The organism is Oceanospirillum maris DSM 6286, assembly GCF_000422865.1.
Lineage (GTDB): Bacteria > Pseudomonadota > Gammaproteobacteria > Pseudomonadales > Halomonadaceae > Oceanospirillum > Oceanospirillum maris.
Window position 1 is genome coordinate 259,847 of the sequence record NZ_KE383936.1, and the last position, 21,839, is coordinate 281,685.

The 21,839-nt window shown below is 47.1% G+C and carries 19 protein-coding genes; 17 read left to right on the plus strand and 2 right to left on the minus strand.

Annotated elements, in window-relative coordinates; all coding sequences use genetic code 11:
* The first annotated feature begins 50 nt into the window (after positions 1 to 50).
* The 14 genes from ccmA (at position 51) to G517_RS0113245 (ending at position 16,339) form a co-directional block, all read left to right on the plus strand.
* Complete coding sequence (gene ccmA / locus G517_RS0113175) at positions 51 to 698, plus strand: cytochrome c biogenesis heme-transporting ATPase CcmA (RefSeq protein ID WP_028304795.1); 648 nt, start codon at positions 51 to 53, stop codon at positions 696 to 698.
* On the plus strand, positions 698 to 1,435 hold the full coding sequence (gene ccmB / locus G517_RS0113180; protein ID WP_036591501.1) for a heme exporter protein CcmB: 738 nt from the start codon (positions 698 to 700) through the stop codon (positions 1,433 to 1,435). The genes ccmA and ccmB overlap by 1 nt, the downstream gene beginning before the upstream one ends.
* A 27-nt stretch (positions 1,436 to 1,462) precedes the next feature.
* Positions 1,463 to 2,212: a heme ABC transporter permease gene (locus G517_RS0113185; protein WP_036591504.1), complete on the plus strand. Its 750-nt coding sequence runs from the start codon at positions 1,463 to 1,465 to the stop codon at positions 2,210 to 2,212.
* Positions 2,212 to 2,391, plus strand: a complete 180-nt coding sequence (ccmD, locus tag G517_RS0113190) for a heme exporter protein CcmD (RefSeq protein ID WP_028304798.1) — start codon at positions 2,212 to 2,214, stop codon at positions 2,389 to 2,391. Before G517_RS0113185 ends, ccmD begins: the two co-directional genes overlap by 1 nt.
* Positions 2,388 to 2,831: a cytochrome c maturation protein CcmE gene (gene ccmE / locus G517_RS0113195; RefSeq protein WP_028304799.1), complete on the plus strand. Its 444-nt coding sequence runs from the start codon at positions 2,388 to 2,390 to the stop codon at positions 2,829 to 2,831. Before ccmD ends, ccmE begins: the two co-directional genes overlap by 4 nt.
* 200 nt (positions 2,832 to 3,031) lie before the next feature.
* A complete protein-coding gene (locus tag G517_RS19190; RefSeq protein WP_169447917.1) occupies positions 3,032 to 5,110 on the plus strand; it encodes a heme lyase CcmF/NrfE family subunit in 2,079 nt (692 codons plus the stop codon).
* Positions 5,107 to 5,637: a DsbE family thiol:disulfide interchange protein gene (locus G517_RS0113205; protein WP_028304800.1), complete on the plus strand. Its 531-nt coding sequence runs from the start codon at positions 5,107 to 5,109 to the stop codon at positions 5,635 to 5,637. Before G517_RS19190 ends, G517_RS0113205 begins: the two co-directional genes overlap by 4 nt.
* Positions 5,628 to 6,119 carry a cytochrome c-type biogenesis protein gene (locus G517_RS0113210; RefSeq protein WP_084632229.1) on the plus strand — a complete coding sequence of 164 codons (492 nt, stop codon included), beginning with the start codon at positions 5,628 to 5,630 and terminating at the stop codon, positions 6,117 to 6,119. Before G517_RS0113205 ends, G517_RS0113210 begins: the two co-directional genes overlap by 10 nt.
* 199 nt (positions 6,120 to 6,318) lie before the next feature.
* Complete coding sequence (gene ccmI / locus G517_RS19195; RefSeq protein WP_051206392.1) at positions 6,319 to 7,560, plus strand: c-type cytochrome biogenesis protein CcmI; 1,242 nt, start codon at positions 6,319 to 6,321, stop codon at positions 7,558 to 7,560.
* 190 nt (positions 7,561 to 7,750) lie between these two features.
* Positions 7,751 to 11,335, plus strand: a complete 3,585-nt coding sequence (gene smc, locus G517_RS0113225) for a chromosome segregation protein SMC (RefSeq protein WP_028304803.1) — start codon at positions 7,751 to 7,753, stop codon at positions 11,333 to 11,335.
* A 90-nt stretch (positions 11,336 to 11,425) separates the two neighbouring features.
* Positions 11,426 to 12,991: a cell division protein ZipA gene (zipA, locus tag G517_RS0113230; protein WP_028304804.1), complete on the plus strand. Its 1,566-nt coding sequence runs from the start codon at positions 11,426 to 11,428 to the stop codon at positions 12,989 to 12,991.
* A gap of 164 nt (positions 12,992 to 13,155) precedes the next feature.
* A complete protein-coding gene (gene ligA, locus G517_RS0113235) occupies positions 13,156 to 15,240 on the plus strand; it encodes an NAD-dependent DNA ligase LigA (RefSeq protein ID WP_084632233.1) in 2,085 nt (694 codons plus the stop codon).
* 143 nt (positions 15,241 to 15,383) lie between these two features.
* Positions 15,384 to 16,040 (plus strand): transglycosylase SLT domain-containing protein, encoded by a 657-nt coding sequence (locus G517_RS19200; RefSeq protein WP_051206393.1) that lies wholly within the window; start codon positions 15,384 to 15,386, stop codon positions 16,038 to 16,040.
* Positions 16,041 to 16,096: 56 nt separating this feature from the next.
* Complete coding sequence (locus G517_RS0113245; protein WP_028304806.1) at positions 16,097 to 16,339, plus strand: YheU family protein; 243 nt, start codon at positions 16,097 to 16,099, stop codon at positions 16,337 to 16,339.
* 97 nt (positions 16,340 to 16,436) lie between these two features.
* Here the strand turns inward: G517_RS0113245 and G517_RS19205 are convergent, their stop codons facing one another.
* Positions 16,437 to 17,774: a peptidoglycan DD-metalloendopeptidase family protein gene (locus G517_RS19205; protein ID WP_036591507.1), complete on the minus strand. Its 1,338-nt coding sequence runs from the start codon at positions 17,772 to 17,774 to the stop codon at positions 16,437 to 16,439.
* A 324-nt stretch (positions 17,775 to 18,098) separates the two neighbouring features.
* On the opposite strand from G517_RS19205, the gene G517_RS0113255 reads away from it, so the two are divergent.
* The 3 genes from G517_RS0113255 to G517_RS0113265 all read left to right on the plus strand — a co-directional run bounded on the left by G517_RS0113255 (position 18,099) and on the right by G517_RS0113265 (position 20,827).
* Entirely contained in the window at positions 18,099 to 20,261 is a 2,163-nt protein-coding gene (locus G517_RS0113255) for an FAD-dependent oxidoreductase (protein WP_028304807.1), read from the plus strand.
* 63 nt (positions 20,262 to 20,324) lie between these two features.
* On the plus strand, positions 20,325 to 20,576 hold the full coding sequence (locus tag G517_RS0113260) for a type II toxin-antitoxin system Phd/YefM family antitoxin (protein ID WP_028304808.1): 252 nt from the start codon (positions 20,325 to 20,327) through the stop codon (positions 20,574 to 20,576).
* Positions 20,573 to 20,827 carry a Txe/YoeB family addiction module toxin gene (locus G517_RS0113265; protein ID WP_028304809.1) on the plus strand — a complete coding sequence of 85 codons (255 nt, stop codon included), beginning with the start codon at positions 20,573 to 20,575 and terminating at the stop codon, positions 20,825 to 20,827. Before G517_RS0113260 ends, G517_RS0113265 begins: the two co-directional genes overlap by 4 nt.
* Before the next feature lie 48 nt (positions 20,828 to 20,875).
* Here the strand turns inward: G517_RS0113265 and G517_RS0113270 are convergent, their stop codons facing one another.
* Positions 20,876 to 21,781, minus strand: a complete 906-nt coding sequence (locus tag G517_RS0113270) for a helix-turn-helix domain-containing protein (RefSeq protein ID WP_051206394.1) — start codon at positions 21,779 to 21,781, stop codon at positions 20,876 to 20,878.
* Positions 21,782 to 21,839 lie beyond the last annotated feature (58 nt).

Genomic DNA, 21,839 nt, shown 5'->3' on the forward strand with positions numbered 1-21,839 from the left:
TTTTAACCGCTTAGGTAATTATCGGCAGGTTCATCAAAAAGGTTAGATACGTGCAAGTATTGCTATCAGGGCAAGGTCTGTCATGTGAACGAGATGATCGTTTACTTTTTAAAGATCTCGATTTTAAACTGCATTGCGGCGATGTGTTGCAAGTAGCGGGGCCTAATGGAACGGGTAAAACCTCGCTGCTGCGTATCCTTGCAGGCCTATTGCCTGACTATGATGGTGAACTTTATTTCCAAGGTCGCGCCATACATGACGACCCCGATATATTTCGTGAGAACCTGTTATTTATCGGCCATCAACCGGGTATTAAGCTTAACTTGACCCCTGAAGAAAACCTCCGCTGGTATCAATCACTTTACCATCCTGCCAACAAAGAGCAGATTTTTCACGCATTAGCTCAAGTAAAATTAACCGGCTTTGAAGATGTGCCCTGCTATACGCTCTCTGCAGGACAGCATCGGCGCGTGGCCTTGGCTCGTTTATTTTTGCAGGGTGCCCCTTTGTGGATTTTGGATGAACCTTTTACTGCAATTGATCAGGCTGGGGTTAAAGAGGTTGAGCAGCTTATTGCTGACCATGCTAAAAACGGAGGGGGCGTTATCTTGACCACGCATCACAATCTTTCCCTGCCAACGGAACTTAACGTTATACAGCTGGGTCAGAGACAGCAATCTGAAACGGAGCAAACTTGATGGCTAATGATAAACATAGTCTTCGGGTTACTGATAAATATAGTCCTCAGGTTATCTCGGTTAGCAGTTGGCGAGCATTTACTGGAACCTTAAAGCGAGATCTACTATTGGTCTTTCGTCGTCGTTCTGATGTTGTAAACCCTCTGTTGTTTTTTACGATTGTTGTTACTCTTTTTCCTTTGGGGATTAGTCCTGAATCTGAATTTTTAGCACAAATTGCAGCAGGTGTGCTTTGGGTTGCTGCATTGTTGGCGACGTTGTTGTCTTTGGATAGCCTGTTTCAGCAGGATATGGCCGATGGTTCTTTAGAACAGCTTGTGATTAGCCCGCATCCGTTAGCCGTTATGGTGTTATCTAAGGTGTTGGTACATTGGCTTGTAACAGGGCTGCCTCTAACCCTGTTGGCACCTTTACTTGCTGTTATGATGTTTTTGCCTGATGAAGGCTATAGCACCCTGTTTTTAACATTGCTAATGGGAACGCCGACATTGAGTTTGGTTGGTGCTATTGGCGCGGCACTAACGGTGGGCTTGCGTCGAACCGGAGTGTTAATGACGCTACTGATTTTACCTCTGTATATTCCGGTTTTGATCTTTGGAACTGGAGCCGTGATATCTGCGGTTAATGGTATGGCAGTGGCAGGACATCTCGCTATCATGGGGGCGATGTTGATGGTAGCCCTTGTGATGGCACCTTTAGCTGCGGGTGCTGCATTACGCATCAGCCTGAATGGTTAACCGAATAAGAGAGTTTGAGTAAGCATCATGTGGAAAACATTTGTCGCTTGGTTTCATCGAATGGGCTCGCCAAAGTGGTTTTATGACATTACGGGGCGTTGGATTCCTTGGTTTGCCGTGGCATCGGCGCTGCTCTTGATTGCAGGCACCGTTTGGGCTTTAGCGTTTGCCCCTGAAGATTATCAACAAGGCAACAGTTTTCGGATTATCTATATCCATGTTCCTGCCGCCATTTTAGCGCAGTCTATTTTCTTTCTTATGGCGATGGCCGGCGCTGTTGGGCTTATTTGGAAGATGAAAGTGGCTGATATGGTGGCTAAATCCTGCGCACCTATCGGTGCCAGCATGACGTTTATTGCACTATTTACCGGAGCCGTTTGGGGTAAACCCACATGGGGCGCATGGTGGGTTTGGGATGCCCGTCTTACGGCGATGCTTATTCTTTTGTTCCTTTATTTTGGTGTTATAGCACTTCAGTCTGCATTTGATAGTAAGCAGTCGGGGGCGAGAGCCAGCGCTATTCTCTCCTTGGTGGGGGTTGTTAATATTCCTATCATTAAATACTCGGTGGAGTGGTGGAATACTCTGCACCAGCCTGCCACTTTCACGTTAACGGAGAAGCCAGCGATGCCTGCTGAAATGTGGGTGCCACTTTTAGTGATGGTTATCGGCTTTTATTGTTTCTTTGGCACAATTCTTATGATGCGTACCCGTAATGAAATTTTAGAACGGGAGAAACGTACCCATTGGGTTCAGGGACTATTGAGTAAAAAGTAATGTATTTTGATTCTTTTTCTGAGTTTTTAAATATGGGCGGCCACGGACTTTATGTCTGGTTGGCGTATGGGTTGAGTGCGGTATTAATTGTTATTAATGTGGTCTTGCCTGTCATGCACAAACGTCAGTTGATTAAAGAGCAGGCGCGTAAGCAGCGTCGGGAGCAACAATCCTCATGAATCCAAAACGTAAAAAGAAACTTATTCTACTCAGCTCTATGGTTGCGGCTGTTGCCGTAGCCGTTGGCTTGGTGCTGTTTGCCTTATCAGAAAATATCAACCTGTTCTATACGCCAACCCAGATCGCCCAAGGTGAAGCACCCGTTGGGCAGCGGATTCGTGCGGGGGGCATGGTTGTAGAAGGTAGCATCGAGCGAGCACGAGATAGCCTAGATGTTCAGTTTGCAGTAACCGACTATAAGCACGAGGTTATTGTTAAGTACAGTGGCATCCTGCCGGATCTATTTCGTGAAGGCCAAGGTATTGTTGCCATGGGTTCGATGAACGACCAAGGTGACTTTGAGGCCTCGGAAGTGCTGGCAAAACATGATGAAAATTATATGCCGCCAGAAGTTGAAGCGGCACTGAAGGCCAGTGCCGAAACAGCTGCGATAGAGTAGTTAAGCGTTAAAAAAATCCCGATTTTTATCGGGCTTTTTTTGTTAGGCCTTCGGCTTATTTTTGTAAGGTCTTAAGTTTATATGAAAGTGAGGCTATCCGTTTTTCTATTTAACTCGTTTTTCTATTTGTTTTACCTAATTTGAAATCGCAATAAAGAATACGCTTTTTAGACATCACCGAGGTTACTATGACCGGACTTATGATCCCTGAACTGGGTCACTACGCGCTGATTATTGCGTTAGTGATGGCTCTTATTCAGGCTGTTGTTCCCCTATTGGGCGCTCAGCTCAAAATGACTGGATGGATGAGCTATGGTCCACCGATGGTATGGGGGCAGTTTTTCTTTATCTCGTTGGCATTGGTTATTTTAGCCTATGCTTTTGTCACGGATGATTTCTCGGTTGTTTATGTCGCAAACAACTCCAATAGTGCACTGCCCGATGCTTATAAAGTTAGCGCCGTATGGGGTGGGCATGAAGGCTCTCTACTGCTGTGGGTCTGGATTTTGGCAGCCTGGAGTTTTGCTGTCACTCTGTTCAGTAAAAGCTTACCGGATGACATGTTGGCGCGAGTGATCTCTGTGCTAGGTATGATCAGCGTAGGGTTTACCTCCTTTATTTTGTTAACGTCAAATCCATTTGATCGGCATTTACCACAGTTTCCTGTCGATGGTGGTGATCTTAATCCACTGCTGCAAGATTTTGGCCTAATCGTTCATCCTCCTATGCTTTATATGGGATATGTGGGTTTCTCTGTTGCCTTTGCTTTTGCCATTGCCGCTTTGATTGGTGGTCGTCTTGATACAGCATGGGCACGCTGGTCTCGCCCGTGGACATCCGTCGCCTGGGCTTTTCTAACGCTGGGTATTGCCCTGGGTAGTTGGTGGGCCTATTACGAATTAGGCTGGGGCGGCTGGTGGTTCTGGGATCCGGTAGAGAATGCCTCGTTTATGCCGTGGCTTGTGGGGACGGCCTTAATGCACTCTCTTGCCGTCACCGAAAAGCGAGGTGTCTTCAAGAACTGGACCGTGCTGTTAGCTATTATTACGTTCTCACTGAGTTTATTAGGCACCTTCTTAGTTCGGTCTGGTGTTTTGACCTCGGTGCATGCTTTTGCTACCGACCCTGATCGAGGCTATTACATTCTGGCAATGCTGGTGATCAGTATTGGTGGCTCTTTTGTTCTTTATGCTCTACGTGCCCCAGAAGCAAAAGCGAAGATCGGTTTTAGCTGGCTTTCCCGTGAGTTCTTCCTGCTGCTGAATAACATCATACTGGTGATCGTTATGGTTACGGTGTTGCTCGGAACGCTGTATCCATTGCTATTGGATGCGATGGGCTTAGGAAAAATTTCCGTTGGCCCTCCGTATTTTAACGCTGTGTTTGTGCCTCTTATGAGTGTACTTGGCATCTTTATGGGTCTTGGCCCTGCGTCTCGTTGGAAAGATATTAGCTTCTCGGTACTGAAAAAACGCATCTGGTTAGCGGGCGTTTTGAGTCTTGGCTTAGGGGCTGCTCTACCCTTTATGATGGATGGCACATGGAATACCTACGTTTTTGTTGGTATGACACTTGCTTTCTGGATCACCTTTACTCAGCTGCGGGATATGAACGAGAAGCTGAAAAATAAGGGCTGGGGACCTAAAGGGTTGGTGAGTTTAGGCCGTAGTTACTGGGGGATGGTCTTAGGGCACATCGGTGCAGCGATCACTGTTGTGGGTATGGCTATGGTCGCGAATTACACTATGGAACGTGATGTTCGGTTGATTCCTGGTGGTAGTGCCGATGCCGGTGAATATCGCTTTGAAATGAAAGAAGTTAAGCATGTTGATGGCCCGAACTGGACCGCAGAACAAGCTGAAATTCGGGTTTATTATAAGGATGAGCTTGAAGCGGTTATGTATCCACAAAAACGCCGCTATATCGCCCGTAATCAGGTGATGACTGAGGCGGCTATTGATTGGGGGATCTTCCGCGATATCTATGTCGCCATGGGAGAGCCTCTTGAAGGTGGTGCTTGGGCGATGCGTGTTCAGCATAAACCCTATGTGCGCTGGTTGTGGATTGGTGGTGTTGTCATGACATTAGGTGGACTATTGGCCGCTGTTGATAAACGTTATCGTCGCATGGCTGCCCGTGATATTAAAACCAAAGACTCTGATGTGGGCGGTTCAAATAGTGAACGTGCTGAACAAAATGTTTCTGGCTTGGATAAGAGCGTCACGAATTTAGACAATCAAGCCATATTAGATAAAAAAACTACAGGAGCTTCGGTATGAAGCGTCGCTTAATGCTGTTTATCCCTTTGGTGGTTTTTTTCATTATGGGGATTTTCCTTTGGCAAGGACTAAAACTCGATCCTCGGGAGCTGCCTTCTGCCTTGGTGGGTAAGCCTTTTCCAAGCTTTACACTATCGACCGTAAAAAATCCTGAGGCAGCACTAACAGAGGACGTGCTAAAAGGTGAGGTGTCTCTGGTTAATGTTTGGGCAACTTGGTGTGTATCCTGTCGTCAAGAGCACCCTGAATTGGTTCGTATTGCTCGGGATACGGGGTTAAAGATTTTTGGCTTAAATTACAAAGACAGCCGCCCAGAAGCGATTCGTTGGCTAGAAGAATACATGGATCCGTATCAGTTCAGTCTCTATGACAACGATGGTCGCGTTGGTTTGGATTTGGGGGTTTACGGTGCACCAGAAACCTATATCGTTGATAAAGATGGCATTGTTCGTTACCGCTTTGTGGGGGTGATTGATCGGCAGGTATGGTTGAATGAACTGCTGCCGGAGGTGAACAAATGGCGTTAAAGTGGAAAAGAGTATTTGTCGTTGCGTTACTTGCCCTTGTTATAGCTGCAATTAATTTGACGTTAGCGCCTAAAGTATTCGCCAATATTGAAGCCTTTGAATTTAACGATAGCGAGCTACGTGAACGCTACCAAGATCTAGCGGTAATCCTGCGTTGCCCTAAGTGCCAAAACCAGAATATTGTCGACTCTGATGCGCCCATTGCGGCGGACCTTCGGCAACAGGTTTATCGCTTGCTGAATGAAGGCTATAGCGATGATGAGATTTTAGAATTTATGGTTGCTCGCTACGGAAATTTTGTTTTGTATGAGCCACCAGTAAACCCTCTCACATACTTACTTTGGTTTGGCCCTTTCGGTCTATTATTACTGGCCGCTGTGGTGGTTTTTCTGCTGCTAAGAGGTAATAAAAAAGCGGCAAAAGATGCGCAACAGCTGAGCGATCAAGACCGTGAACGCTTAAATAAGCTGTTAAATAAATAGATTTGGGTTTTCCTATTGATCGCCGTTTTCGATGGTTTTCTTTGATAGCTGTTGCCACTGTTCTTGCAATCATTGTCGCAACCGTTCTTGCCGTCATTGTTGCAATGATGGCTACGACCACGCTATCAAGGCTGGAGCCGAAAACGGCCTTAGTTTCACCGACAGTTGAGTTAACGTTATGACACCTCTATGGATCGGTATGGCAGTTTTATCCGCTCTTGCAGCGGTATTTGTCCTGCTACCTTTAATTAGACAAAAGAATCAACCTGATAGCCTGACCGATGCTGAGCGTACAGAGCAAAATATCGCGATGTTTCGTCAGCGATTGAAAGAGCTGAATCAAGAATTAGAGCAAGGCAATCTGTTGTCTGAACAGTTTGAGCAGATGAAATCAGAGTTAGAACAAACGCTGCTTGATGATGTTGGGGATACGGATATTCCTGTTCTACGTTCAACTCGTCCAAGTCTGCTTCTTAGTATTGGTTTAATCGTGCTGATTTTTGTCGGTTCGGTGGGCTGGTATTTTAGCAAAGGCAATAGTGGCGGTGTTTTGTTGGCAATGGAGCGAGGAAGCGGCCAGATGCCATCGGTTGAAGAGCTTGTCGTGCGCCTTGAGCAAAGCTTGCAGCAAAATCCAGACAGCATTGATGGCTGGTATTTGCTGGCGCGTACTTATATGAATATGGGCCGCTTTGAAGAAGCATCAAAGGCGGTTGAAGAGGTGATTCGCTTAGATGGTCGTACAGCGGTTGCTTTGGCTCAATATGCTCAAGCGTTATATTTTGCCAATCAAAATGTAATGACACCAGAGATTGACAGCCTGTTGGATGAAGCCTTGCAGGCTGATCCTAATGAAGCAGCAGCACTGGGGTTACGGGGTATTTCTGAGTTTGAATTGGGCCGTTATCGTGAAGCGATAAGTTACTGGCAGAAAGCCCTGCCGTTTATTAATGACCCTAACAGTGCGAATGCATTGCGTGCGGGTGTTGGTGAGGCGGTACGACGTATAGAGGCACAGGGCGAGACGGTTGATATTGCCGCCATGAATCCTAACGCTAACATCGTGGCCCCTAGCGCTGATGCCGTGACAGGCCCTAGCATTAAGGTGCAGGTTGACCTTAGTGAAGCCGCAAGAGCAGCGGCAAGCCCAACCGATATCGTCTTTGTTTTTGCCCGAGCACCTCAAGGTGGCCCTCCTATGCCGTTGGCCGCAGCCCGTTTGACCGTAGCAGATCTACCGGCAACCGTAACATTGGATGACTCTATGGCGGTTGCACCAATGGCGCGTTTATCTAGCACCGAACAAGTAAACTTAACGGCCCGAGTGGCTAAAGCGGGTACACCGGAAGCTCAAGCAGGTGATTGGCAAGGACAAAGCGGGCCTTATCCGGTTAGCCATAAAGAGATTGTGACGCTGGTCATTACAGAGCAGATTCAGTAATCTAGGCAACTGGATAGATATCCACTGATTAAGTAATAAGTGGATACTTGGCAACTCTTCTGAAGCAGGGCTATTTAGCCCTGCTTTGTTTTGTGTTGGATTTGTACCTAAACAACACAAACAACAGGCCTACCAGAAAAGATTCGGCTATTAAGCCAGATACAGCAACAGACTCAGGTAATAGCAGGTTATGCGGCTTAAATGTATTCGACTGGCAGGGTTCAAGTCTTTTGTGGACCCGACCACCGTGCCTTTTACAAAAAATATGACCTGCGTTGTCGGCCCGAACGGTTGTGGCAAATCGAATATTATCGATGCCGTGCGCTGGGTAATGGGAGAAAGCTCGGCGAAACACCTGCGGGGTGAATCGATGACCGACGTTATTTTCAACGGTTCCACCGCTCGTAAACCGGTTAACCAAGCGTCTATCGAGCTAGTGTTTGATAACAGTGATGGCACCTTAAAGGGGCAATACGGGCAATATGCAGAGATTGCGCTAAAGCGTCAGGTGAATCGCGATGGGCAGTCAAACTATTATCTTAATGGTACTAAATGTCGCCGTAAGGATATTACCGAAATATTTCTCGGCACAGGTTTAGGCGCTCGTAGCTATGCCATTATTGAGCAGGGCATGATCTCCCGCTTAATTGAAGCTAAACCGGAAGAACTGCGCCATACCCTTGAAGAAGCCGCTGGCATTTCTAAATACAAAGAGCGCCGACGTGAAACCGAAAATCGGATGCGCCGTACCCATGACAATCTTGAGCGCCTGCAAGATATTCGTGATGAACTAGAGCGTCAGTTACAGCGCCTGCAACGGCAAGCTGATGCAGCCCATCGATACCGAGAATTAAAATCCCAAGAGCGTCGCCTTAAAGGGCAGCTGCGAGCCATCCGGTGGCGTGATTTAGATGTACAGGTTCGGCAGTATGCTGCAGTGATTGGGGATCTAGAGGTTCGCTCAGAAAAGCATCTCTTTGCCCTGCGCCGCGCTGAGAGTGAGATTGAAGAAAGCCGCCAGCAGCATCAAGACGCTAACGAGCAACTTGAGCAGTTTCAGGCCAGTTTTTACGAGCTGGGCAATCAGATCTCTCACCTAGAACAGCAGATGAGCCACCAGAAGCAGCGAGGGCAACAGCTGCATATCGACCTGTTAGATGTTGATCGACAGATTCAGGAAAATAACCAAGAACAGTTACAGGATAAAGAGCGTTTACAGGCTGTACTCTTACAGCTAGAAGCGTTAGAACCTGAATTTGAGATACAGCAGGAAACCAGTGAATCCCTAGAGCTGGCGCTGGAAGAAGCCGAGGAAAATGTTCAGCAATGGCAGCACCGCTGGGATAGCTTTAATCAAACCGCACAACAGTATCAGCGTGATGCAGAGCTAGCCCAAAGTCATATCCAGCAACATGAGCGCAGCTTAACGGAATTGCTGCAACGCCAAGGCAGAACACAGGATCAGCTGCAAAGTTTGGATGCTCCAGAGGAGAATGACGACGAACTGGAGCTGATGCAGGAAACGTCCCTTGAATATGAATTGCAATTAGAAGACTTAGAAGACGCCGCTGAAACACAGAAAACATCACTGCACATTTGCCGTGAACAGCTCGCCCAGACTCAGCAGCAGCGTGAAGAGCTACAAGGGCAGCAGCAAATTAATGCCGGTCGGTTAGCCTCCCTTCAAGCCTTACAAGAGGCCGCATTAGCGGACGATGATCCTGATCAGCAGCGCTGGTTAGTGGCTCAGGGGTTATCTCAAGCGCCTAAATTGGCGGAACAGTTAGATGTGGCTCCTCGCTGGGTACAAGCGGTGGAAACCGTATTGGGGGATCAGCTGCAAGGATTAAGCTGTAAACAACTGCAGCTACCGGGCTTAGCCCGTGATCTTGCGACCCAAGAGAAAGCTCATTTCAGTTTTATTGCAGCAGACTGCTCGCTGCCGGTATTGAGTTCTAAGATTGAATACCGTGAAACGCTGGCAGCCCAGGTTTCTTTTTCGACACACCAGGCTTCTTTTTCTGGGCATCAAGCTTCTTCTCTCTCTGGGCATCAAGACTTATTACAACTGCCGGAATCACTTTTACAGGTGATTACTGTTGAAAGTCTTGATCAGGGCTTTCAGCGTTTAGCCGAGCTGCCTCTTGGTTACTCTGTAATTACCGAACAGGGTATTTGGCTAGGGCATGGTTGGTTGCGCTATCACAAAGGTAATACCCAAGCACAGGGCGTATTAAATCGAAGTCGTGATATTGAACAGTTAGAGCTTGATATAAAAGCCGCTCAAGAGCAACTTGCCAAACTTGACCTCGACGTGACTAGGCTTCGTCAGCAGCAACAGGTGCTGGAAACGGAGTCTAGCCAGGTTGCAGATCAGCGTATGGCCGTTCAGCGTCAGAAAAGTGAATGGGATGGACAGATCCACACCCGACAGCTAAAGCGAGAACAGTTTAACGAGCGTCAACGTCATCTTAATGAAGAGTTAGCCCAGATTCAGGCGAGGCTTGAAGAAGAGCAGGGGATGTTAGAAGAAGCCCGAGAAAATTGGCAGCTGGCACTTGAGCAGGTCGAGCAGTTTTCTGAAGAACGGGAACATCTGCAAGCGGATAGAAATCGTATTAAAGAGGCTTGTGAGCAGCAGCGTCAAACCGTTCGCCAAGAACGAGACAAGCTACATCAATTGGCTCTGCGTCGACAAGAGCTATCCGGCCAGAAGCAGCTATCAGAAAAAGGTGCTGAACGAATCGAGCAACAGCTAGAGCGCCTTCGTGAAAAACGTGAAGATCTACTAATGCATCTTGAGAGTGTGCAGGAGCCTAAAGAAGATAGCGAACTGCGACTGGATGAGCTGATTGAGCGAAAAGCGGCAGAAGAACAGAAACTGACCGGTGTACGTGAAAAAGCTCAGCAGTTAAATGAAGGAATGCACCTACTGGAAAAAAGTCGCACCGAGCATGAGCGAGATCTTGAGCGCGTTCGTACTGAGCTTGAGAAAATGCGTATGCAACAGCAGGCTCTTTCGGTTCAACGGGAAGGTATTAATGAACAGCTGGATGAGATAGGTGGCGATCTTGATGACCTGCTTAACGGTCTACCAGAAGAGGCCACGGCGAATCATTGGCAAGAGCAGCAAAGCCAAGTAACCGAAAAAATTAAGCGTCTAGGGGCGATCAATCTAGCGGCTATCGAGGAGTATGAAACGCAGTTAGAACGAAAACAATATTTGGACGCTCAGCATGATGAGCTGACGGAAGCCCTTGGTTTGTTAGAAAATGCAATTCGTAAGATCGATAAAGAAACCCGTCAACGCTTTAAACAAACCTTCGATGAAGTTAACCATTGGTTACAACATTTGTTTCCGAAGGTTTTTGGTGGAGGTAGTGCTTGGCTTGCGTTAACCGGTGATGACCTGTTAGAAACAGGGGTAACTATTATGGCAAGACCACCGGGTAAGAAAAATAGTACTATTCATCTATTATCGGGTGGGGAAAAAGCACTGACGGCGATTGCGTTAGTTTTTTCGATTTTTCAGTTAAATCCAGCTCCTTTTTGTATGTTGGATGAAGTTGATGCGCCCTTAGATGATGCTAATGTTGGGCGATACGCCCGTATTGTTAAGGAAATGTCAGAACATTTGCAGTTTATCTATATCAGTCACAATAAAATTGCAATGGAGATGGCGGATCACCTGATGGGTGTTACTATGCAAGAACCTGGTGTTTCCCGCATCGTGGCAGTCGATATTGATGAAGCAACTGCGCTTGTAGACGTATAATTGTTGCTTTTTGTAGAGTAAAATAGGCAAAGTCAACTAATCTAAGTCAATCTATTTAACGTTTATTTATATATACAAGGTTTTAGCTGCATGGGATTACGTGAGTGGCTGATGATTCTTGGTGGTGTGGTTTTGACGCTTATCATAGCCGATGGCATCCGGCGTATGCGCAAATCTGATGCAACTCAAGATGATTTGGATGAAGAAGAGCGTGCGCGACAGGCACAGCTACGTCGAGAGCTACCTGCTGGAAAGGCTCGAGTTATCAAAACACACGATGTTGATGTCTTTGATGACGACCCTATTCCTGTTCTATGTCATGAAATTGAAATACCGGGCTTTAAGGATAGCGATCCTAGTCAGTCATCTCGCTATTCTAATAGTGAAGAGGATTTAGCGAGCTTTAATTTTAATAACGAAGAACAGCAAGAAAGCCAAGATCAGTTATCGCCATTTGCCACTGAGAATACGCAAGAAGAACCTAGAGCAACGGTTCAGGATCTGAATGATTCAGATGCTTATAGTAGCCCATTGCCGGAGGCTGATTTTGTTAATAATGATGAAGCGTCTTTAGGCTATGAAGATGCACTTTTAAGTGAACCTTTTGCTACCGCTGAATATGAGACAGAGCTGGAATCTGAGCCGCAACTAGAATTTAATCCAGAAGAGGGCATCCCTCTTAACGGTTTAGATGATTTAGAGCCACCGGTTCCCCTTGAGCAGCGTTTTGCTGAAGAGCAATATCGCCGTCAAGAAGCATTAAGACTTCGCCAAGAGGAAGCTGATGCAGAAAGGCAAGCGACAGCCGATGAGCAGGCAGAAGCTCTAGCACAGCAGGAAGAAGACGAAGATCCTGTTAAAGCTGCTGCGCGGCGTATCCTTGGTAAGCATACAGGGCCTAGACCGTCTGAGCGACTGGCTGCGATGCAGCAACAAATGTCGGAAGTTAGTTTGGCCGAGCAGCAATATCTTGATCAGCAAGCGGCGGAGTCCAAAGCTCAAGTCGCACGCTTAAAAGATGATCAAGCTCGCAAAGCCAACGCTGGTCAGATTGCTCAAGGCTATCAGAGCCAAAGTTATCAAAGCCAACCTTATCAAGGTAATGAAGAGCCGGCGGATTCATATTCATCACAGGAAGAAGTGCAACCACCTATGCGTGAAAGACCAACTACTCGTAAGCCGTTACTGACAGAAGAAGAAGAGCGTGGCCAGATCGCGGATGCTAATGAGCTTCTAGTGATGCACGTTAAATGCAGAGACCCCCGTGGATTCCATGGTTCTGCGCTGCTACACATTGTTATGCAGTGCGGTATGCAGTTTGGAGACATGAAGGTGTTCCATCGTTTTGTAAAAACAGAAGATGGCCCTCAGATACAGTTTTCTATGTTGAGTTCTGTTGAGCCTGGGGTCTTTGATCTTGATGAAATTGATGAACTTTATATTCCAAGCATCACTTTTATCATGGGTTTGCCTGCGCCGGGTAACAGCCAAGAATGTTTCTCTATGATGCTAGAGACAGCCAAGGTGATTGTTCGTCACTTAGATGGCGAGTTACGGGATGAACACCGCAGTGTAATGACGCCGCAAACCATTGAGCACTATAAGCAGCGTATTCAAGACTTCGAGCGCCGTAAACAGCTAGCTCGTATGCGTTAACTGCACTTGAACTAACCGTATACACTTGAATTAACTGTAATAGCCGCGAAACCACCCTTTGGTGGTTTTGCTGTTTTAGTTGGGCTGGTTTGTATCACGACGATTGTTTCTTGATTGTTTATCACCGTTCCCTTTAATTTTAAAAAGCCGGTATTGAGATTGTTATGCCTTTATTGTCTGGTGCTTCCTCTGAATCTATAGAATACTCTGAAAACACGCCTGAGCACACACCTGAACAACGGACCGAGACGCTGCGACAGCAGCTCAATGATCATAACTACCGTTACTATGTGGAAGATGCGCCGAGTATTCCCGATGTGGAATATGACCGTCTAATGCGCCAACTGCAGGCTTTAGAAGCTGAGTACCCTGAGCTTCAAAGCCCTGACTCACCTTCTCAACGTGTTGGCGCTGCACCCTTGTCAGCGTTTACTCAAGTTGCCCACCGTATTCCTATGTTATCACTGGATAATGCCTTTGATGATGATGAGTTTGCCCGCTTCAATCAACGGGTGAAAGAGCGTCTCAATACCGATGGTGATATCGAATATGCCTGTGAACCCAAGCTCGATGGTATCGCGTTAAGTTTGCGTTATGAGTCGGGCTTGCTGGTTCAGGCTGCTACTCGGGGAGATGGTCAAACTGGCGAAGATATCACTCAAAATGTAAAGACTATCGGCTCTGTGCCTTTGCGCTTAAAAGGTACAAACCTGCCTTCTGTGTTGGAAGTGCGCGGTGAAGTGTATATGCCAAAGGCGGGCTTTGAGTCACTCAATCAAACCGCTAAAGAGACGGATGATAAAGTTTTTGTTAACCCTCGTAATGCCGCTGCCGGTAGCCTTCGCCAACTGGACAGTCGTATTACCGCTAAGCGTCCGCTGGAGTTTTGTGCCTACAGTGTTGGTGAAGTCAGTGAAGGCTTTTTACCGGAGCGCCATAGTGAGGTGTTAGCGGTATTGAGTGAGGTAGGGTTTCGATTAAATCCAGAGCTGAAAGTTGTTACCGGTGTGCAGGGCTGTTTAGATTATTATCGTGATCTTGGCGAGCGTAGAAGCCAGCTCGCCTTTGAGATAGATGGTATCGTGTTTAAGACAAATAGACTGGATTTTCAACAGCGGCTAGGGTTTGTTTCCCGTGCGCCGCGCTGGGCTATTGCTTATAAATTTCCTGCTCAGGAAGAGATGACACAGCTGAACGGTGTTGAGTTTCAGGTCGGGCGAACCGGTGCGATTACGCCTGTTGCTCGATTGAAACCTGTTTATGTGGGAGGCGTTACCGTATCCAATGCTACGCTGCATAATGCTGATGAAATAGCCCGACTTGGGGTGAAAGTTGGTGATACCGTGATTGTACGCCGTGCCGGAGATGTTATCCCTCAGGTTGTTTCTGTTGTCTTAGATAAGCGCCCGAGTGATGCCATCGATATCACTTTTCCTTCAACGTGCCCTGTCTGTGGTTCCGAAACGGAGCGGGCAGAGGGTGAAGCTATTGTGCGTTGTTCCGGTGGGCTGGTTTGTGCCGCTCAGCGAAAAGAGGGTATTAAGCATTTTGCCTCTCGTAAAGCGCTAGATGTCGATGGCCTTGGGGATAAGCTGGTTGAAATTCTGGTTGATAAAGGCTTAGTTAATCGCTTAACGGATCTCTTTCATCTGGAGCTAGAATCGATTGCGGCTCTTGAGCGTATGGGGCCAAAATCCGCACAGAATTTGTTGGATGCGCTGGAAAAAAGTAAAAGTACTACTTTGCCACGTTTTATCTACTCGCTAGGTATCCGAGAGGTCGGCGAAGTAACCGCTAAGCAACTGGCGAAACATTTCTGTACTATTAAGGCGATTATCAATGCGACTGAAGAAGCCTTATTGGCCGTGCCGGATGTAGGCCCTATTGTAGCGCATCATATCGTAACCTTTTTTAGACAACCCCATAATTTAGAGATGCTAGAAGCCTTACTTGCCGAAGGTATTCATTGGCCGGATGTGGAGCCGCAACCTCCAGTAGAAACCTTACCACTAGCTGGTAAAGTGTTGGTTTTAACTGGCACGCTTATCGAGCTGAGTCGAACGGATGCTAAAGTGGCTTTAGAAGCCTTAGGTGCAAAAGTGACCGGTAGCGTATCGAAGAAAACAGATTTAGTGGTTGCTGGAGAGGCCGCAGGCTCTAAATTAGCGAAAGCAGAACAGCTCGGTATTGAAGTAACGGACGAAGCAGGATTAAAAGCGCTTTTGGCTGAGTATCAAGACCAAGCTTAATAGGCTTTTTATAAGCTGACCGAATGACGTATATCGTCTTAATAACGTGATAATTGATTTATGGGTAACGTTTAATGTTGAAAGGATATCAAACTCGTTTATACAGATGCTCCCAAATACTCAGCGAGCGTCGAGCTGGATTAATGACGGCACTCATAGGCTTATTGGTGCTTTTAAGTGGTTGTGCTACCACACCGCCTCAAGAGCCGGATAACGCCTGTGAAATTTTTCGGCAATATCCCGATTGGTACACCGCTGCCAAGCAATCAGAAGATAAATGGGGAACGGCAGTGCCTATTTTGCTGGCCTTTATTCATCAGGAATCCTCATTTCAGCCTGATGCTCAGCCAAGGCGCAGTACTTTTCTAGGCTTTATTCCTGGCCCGCGTAAATCATCGTCCTATGGCTATACCCAAGCAATTGATACCACTTGGGAAGAATACCAAGAAAAAACAGGAAACCTGTATGCCAGCCGTGGCAACTTTGCCGATGCGGTGGATTTTATCGGCTGGTATAACTACCAAGGCTTTTTGCGTAATCGCATTGAACGGAACCAAACCTACTATATGTATATCGCTTACCATGAAGGCCACGGTGGCTATACCAATAACGCTTGGAAGAACAAAAAATGGCTAAAGGATGTATCCACTAAGGTTGCTAATCGAGCTATTGAATACCACAAGCAGCTAAAAAGCTGCGGCTATAATATGAATCGAAGCCCAAGCAGTATTAATGGCAGTAGCAGTAATGGAAATAGGAAAAGCGATGTCAATAGAAACGAGAGCTGGTGGGTGTTTTAACCCACCATTTTCTATCGTTTTTTTATTTACTTACAATCCACAGAAAGAGACATTACATGATAGAAGTGCCCCATAAAGATATTTCATCAGAGGCGCTACAGGGATTGTTAGAAGATTTTGTTACCCGCCAAGGGTACGACACGACGGATGTGGAGCGAGGGCTGGATGACTGGGTACAGCAGGTTAGCCAACAGTTGGTTCAAGGCCAGTTGAGTATTGTGTTTGACCCAGTGACCGAGTCCGTCACAATTCTTACTCGACAGGAATACAAATCACGATTACAAGAAGCCGGTTTTTAGTGAGTATTTTTAGTGAGTAGTGCGTGTTTTTAGTGAGTAGTCAGCGGTTAATGCTGACTACTCGCATTCTAAAAACCGGTATTGATCATTTGAGCATCTAGCCTTTATAGGAAGAGGTGCTATTTTGTGCGAGCAAAAGATTAGACCGGCTGGCCGCATACTCCATCACTTCAAGTCGCTTTTCCACCTCTTGTTCAAAAAGTGTGAACTCCTTGCTAGGCACGCGCGCCGCCGTGGGTATATCAGCGGTTAAGGGGTTTACTGGCTTACCATTAATATGCAATTCAAAATGAAGGTGTGGGCCGGTACTGCGTCCTGTGTTACCTGACTTCGCAATTTGCTGACCTCGCTTTACCTTAGAACCCTGCCTAACCAAAACCTTACTCAGGTGAAGATGACGGGTTGTGTAGGAGCCGCCATGCTCAATCTCAACATATTTACCGGCATAGGGGTGATTACCTATGCGTTTTACAACACCATCGCCTATGCTCAGTATGGGGGTGCCTATCGGTGCTGCGAAATCAACGCCGTTATGAGGTTTTAGCCGCTTTGTAATTGGGTGACGGCGGTTGTTGTTGAAATGGGAGCTGACCCGGAAAGATTTTTGAGTTGGGCGGCGTAAAAAGGCAGGGGTTACGCTATTGCCATTTTCATCATAGTAATTACCATCGCGAAACCGAAATGCATAGTGAGATGTCACACCTCGTTCGATGACGATAGCCTCAAGCCTTGTTTTTTTAGTGGCTTGATCTCCGGTCATCTCATGGCCCACGATGACGGTAAAGCCATCGCCTGAGCGTAAACTGCGTTTAAAATTTAATCGGCTTTCTAGCAATTGTCCGATTAAGGCGATCTGTCCTTTGTTAAGGCCTGCGCGAAGTGCAGAAGTATACAAGCTTCCATCAATACTGCCTCTTAACACTTCAGATACCCAGTGGGTCTTCATTTCATGCTTTTGATATTTGAACGAGCCATCTTGCTGCTTTGTAAATGTGATTTTCCGAGCTACATCAATCTGAAGTAGTAATTCAGAGAAGCTGCCCTTGTCATCAAATGAAAGAATCAGTGTGGCTCCCGGTTGCAGGGTTGCCAAAGATAAATATTCAAGATCTTCTTCCATGATCTTGTAAAGGTCACTTTGAGGCGCATTGCTCGCGTTAAAGATACTGCTTAAGGTATCTCCAGACTTAATCTGATGGATTACGGTATTAGGGTCATCGGCCACGGAAAAAGTAGGTAAAGGTTGACTGTCTAGGCCGGTTTGTAGCGTGTTATCAATTGAGGTTATGGATGATTGAATCCTGTCCATTAACTTAAAGGAATGTGTCGATGCCGGTTCACTGACTGTCGGCCAAAAATTTAATATCAAAATACTCGAAAGAGCGGCAGCAAAAAGTGTTTTGTGGGTAGAGGTAAACGCTTGGGGTTGATTCATTTGCAATAAAATCCATGGGTTCCCAAAAGACTGAAACTCGACTTGAGCACCGTTGCTTAAATTAAAATGCTACAAAATAACATAAATCGATGTATTGGCTAAAAATGTATTGACTAAAAAAGATACTGGTGACGCGTATTTAATAAAATGCTTACCCCTCTTCCATGCAATGGGAAGAGTTTACGGAACAATATAAGCATTAAGAAAAAATGTAGGGAACCGAAGTGTTTTACCATAAGACACGGAAAAGATGAATCCTAAAAACAACGGCCTGCGTATTATCAATAACCTTTGGATATTCAGCCCGATTTAAACGGAGTTCTGATGAAAAGAATCATCTTGCTTGCACTTTTAGCTGCTGTCGTCGCGGCTTTCTTTACTTTCGACCTTAATCAGTACCTTACATTAGATAGCTTGAAAAATAGTCAAGAACAGCTGGGAATATGGCAAGAGGAGCAGCCTTTTGCCACCGCAGCGGTTTTCTTTCTGGTTTATATTGCGGCAACAGCTCTCTCTTTACCTGGTGCCGTTATTATGACCTTAGCCGTTGGTGCGGTGTTTGGTTTGGTGTGGGGGTTGATGCTAGTAAGTTTTGCCTCGGCTATTGGTGCAACACTCGCATTCTTGGTGGCTCGTTTTGTTCTGCGGGATAGCGTGCAGGAGCGATTTGGTGATCGGCTAAAAGCCTTTAATCAGGGTGTGGAGCGGGAAGGAGCGTTCTATCTGTTTACCTTACGTCTGGTGCCAGTGTTTCCTTTTTTTCTAATCAACCTTTTGATGGGTTTAACGCCGATCAAAACCCGTACTTATTATTGGGTTAGTCAGATCGGCATGTTGCCGGGAACCCTTATTTATGTAAATGCAGGTACTCAGTTAGGCCAGCTGGACTCTCTGTCCGGTATTGTCTCCCCTGAAATTCTGCTCTCTTTTGCTTTGCTTGGAGTCTTTCCTTTGATTGCGAAAAAGATTGTTGCCCTAGTGAAAAAGCGCCGAGTCTATAAAGGCTTTCAAAAGCCCGCTAAATTTGACCGCAACTTAATTGTTATCGGTGGCGGAGCAGCAGGTTTAGTGAGTGCCTACATTGCCGCAGCGGTTAAAGCCAAAGTCACTCTGATTGAAGCCAATAAAATGGGTGGAGATTGTCTGAACTACGGTTGTATACCCAGTAAAGCCCTAATCAAAAGTGCCAAAGTGGCCGAACAGATGCGTCATGGGGATCGGTACGGTCTGGAAGGCGGAGAGCCTCAGTTTAGCTTTAAAAAAGTGATGCAGCGTATCCATGATGTGATTGCCGCCATCGAGCCTCACGACAGTGTTGAGCGCTATACCAGTCTGGGAGTAGAGGTTTTACAGGGTTACGGCAAAATTATCGATCCGTGGACGGTAGAAATTCAGTTGAATGATGGCAGTAGCCAAAGATTAACGGCACGCAGTATTGTGGTCGCCGCCGGAGCCAAACCCTTTGTGCCTCCGATCGAAGGATTGGATCAAGTGGGTTATCTCACCAGTGATACCCTATGGGAAGAACTGGCAAAAGAAGATGATATTCCGAAACGCATGGTATTACTGGGTGGTGGCCCTATCGGCTGCGAGCTGGCGCAAAGTTTTGCTCGCTTAGGCAGTAACGTGATTCAGGTGGAACGTAATGAGCGCGTTATGGTACGGGAAGATCCTGAGGTTTCTGTTCTGGCCGCCAATGCCCTTCGTAAAAGTGGCGTCAATCTGCTGACCGGTTACGAAGCGATACGCTGTCAGTTCGGGGGGGATAACCAGAGTGAAAAACAGCTGATCGTAAAGAATCCCGATGGCGAAGAGGAGATTATCGCCTTTGATCGCCTGATCTGTGCCGTCGGTCGGACAGCGCGCCTAACCGGTTACGGGCTGGAGAACTTGGGTATTCAGACCGAGCGCACCGTTGTGACCAATGAGTATCTGGAAACCCTGTTCCCCAATATCTATGCCGCCGGTGATGTGGCTGGGCCGTTCGAATTTACCCATACCGCCGCCCACCAGGCATGGTATGCCGCTGTTAATGCGCTGTTCGGGGAGTGGAAGTCCTTTAAGGTAGATTATTCCGTAATTCCTTGGGCCACCTTTATCGACCCTGAAGTGGCGCGGGTTGGTTTGTCGGAAACCGAAGCGAGGGAGAAAAATATTCCCTTCGAAGTCACCCGCTACGGACTGGATGATCTGGATCGTGCTATCGCCGACAGCAGTACCGAGGGTTTTGTTAAAGTGCTCACCGTACCCGGCAAGGATAAAATTCTGGGCGTGACCATCGTCGGCACCCACGCCGGTGATCTGCTGGTAGAGTATGTATTAGCCATGAAACACGGCCTTGGTCTGAGCAAAATCCTCGGCACCATTCATACCTATCCAACTCTGGCAGAAGCCAACAAGTTTGCCGCCGGAGAGTGGAAAAAAGCCCACGCCCCAGAAAAGCTGCTGTTATGGATTGAGAAATATCACCGCTGGAAGCGGGGGTGATTGTTTAAGTTTTATCTGTACGTTATCCTGTGCAGGGTCAATATCCTGTACAGGAGTATCGTTATGGATGCTATCAGTTACACTTCTGCTCGATCTAATCTGGCAAAAACAATGGATGCGGTCTGTGAAGACCACTCACCGGTTATCATTACCCGGAGCAAAGCTCAGTCTGTAGTGATGCTGTCACTGGAAGATTACGAATCGCTGCAGGAAACGGCTTATCTGCTGCGCTCACCTAATAATGCCCGCCGTCTGCTTGAATCTATTGCAGAGCTGGAGCAGGGTGGAGGTCAGGAAAGGGAGCTTCTGGAATGAAGCTCTTATTCTCAGAACGAGGCTGGGAAGATTATCTCTACTGGCAGAAAACCGATAAAAAACTGCTGGCGCGTATCAACAAGCTGATTAAAGAAACTCAGCGCGAGCCTTTTGCCGGTGTAGGCAAACCAGAACCTCTAAAACATGCCCTTGGTGGCTACTGGTCACGCCGCCTTACAGATGAGCACCGGATGATCTATAAAGTTACCGATGATGCGCTGATGATTGCACAGCTTAGGTATCATTACTGAACTGATGAGCCCTGTTAACTCTTCGACGCCTCTAAAAATGAACTACCCTCAATGCCCCTTCCGATACTGAGCTGGGGTGACATGATAAAACTGTTTAAACCGTTGGCTAAAATGGCTTTGGCTGGAAAACCCACAGCGCAAGGCGATCTCCGCCAAAGATAAACCTTTATCCCGTATCAGATCTGCAGCACGGTTTAACCGCCGCTCGGTGACGTACTGATGGGGAGCCTGCCCGAAGCTGACTTTAAACATACGGGCAAAGTGATACTCGCTCAACTGGGCAAAAGCTGCTAACTCCTGCAGTGTTAACGGGTGATCGAGGTGCTGTTCGATATAGTCCAAAAGTTGTCGCTGCAGATACGGTGACAGGCCGCCTTTGCTCTCCGGCAGACGGGTGTAATTCCCGCAATAATTCTTCAATAGGTGAACCATCAACATATCGCTGGCGCTACTTAGGGCGATGCGATCCGCGTTGTCCTGCCAGTTCAGCGGACGTATCACCTGCTGGCATAGGTTGCTGATCCAGCTATCCTCCATAAACGTCATATCCTGCAGTTGCAGATGATCACTGCTTTTATCTTGAATTCTGCCTGCTAGATCCTTTAGGTGCTGCTCAGAGAAATAGAGATGCATAAAGTGGATCGAGCCGTTTACATCCCAGTGGGAATCACCATCCCCCGGCATCAGGCAGATACGGCCTGGGCCGCCACCGCCCTGTGTGCGGTTGGCAAATAAGCGCCGGATCGACTGACCGCCACCCAAGTAGCAGCTTAGGGTATGGTGGCCGGGGTGTTTATAGCGAGTAAGATCCGTTTCTTCTCTGCGCCAGATGGCGGCGCTGGAACCGTTACATAGCTCGGTATGGTTTTCTAGTTGCGCCTGAGTGCTGGACAGGCACTGAAAAACAGGCCGAAAGGTGGGCGATTGATGTTTAGAGGGGCGGTTATTAGACACAAAAAGCCTTTTATAACACTGATTGCTGGCCGGACATGCTGCTCGTGGCGTTCCAGAC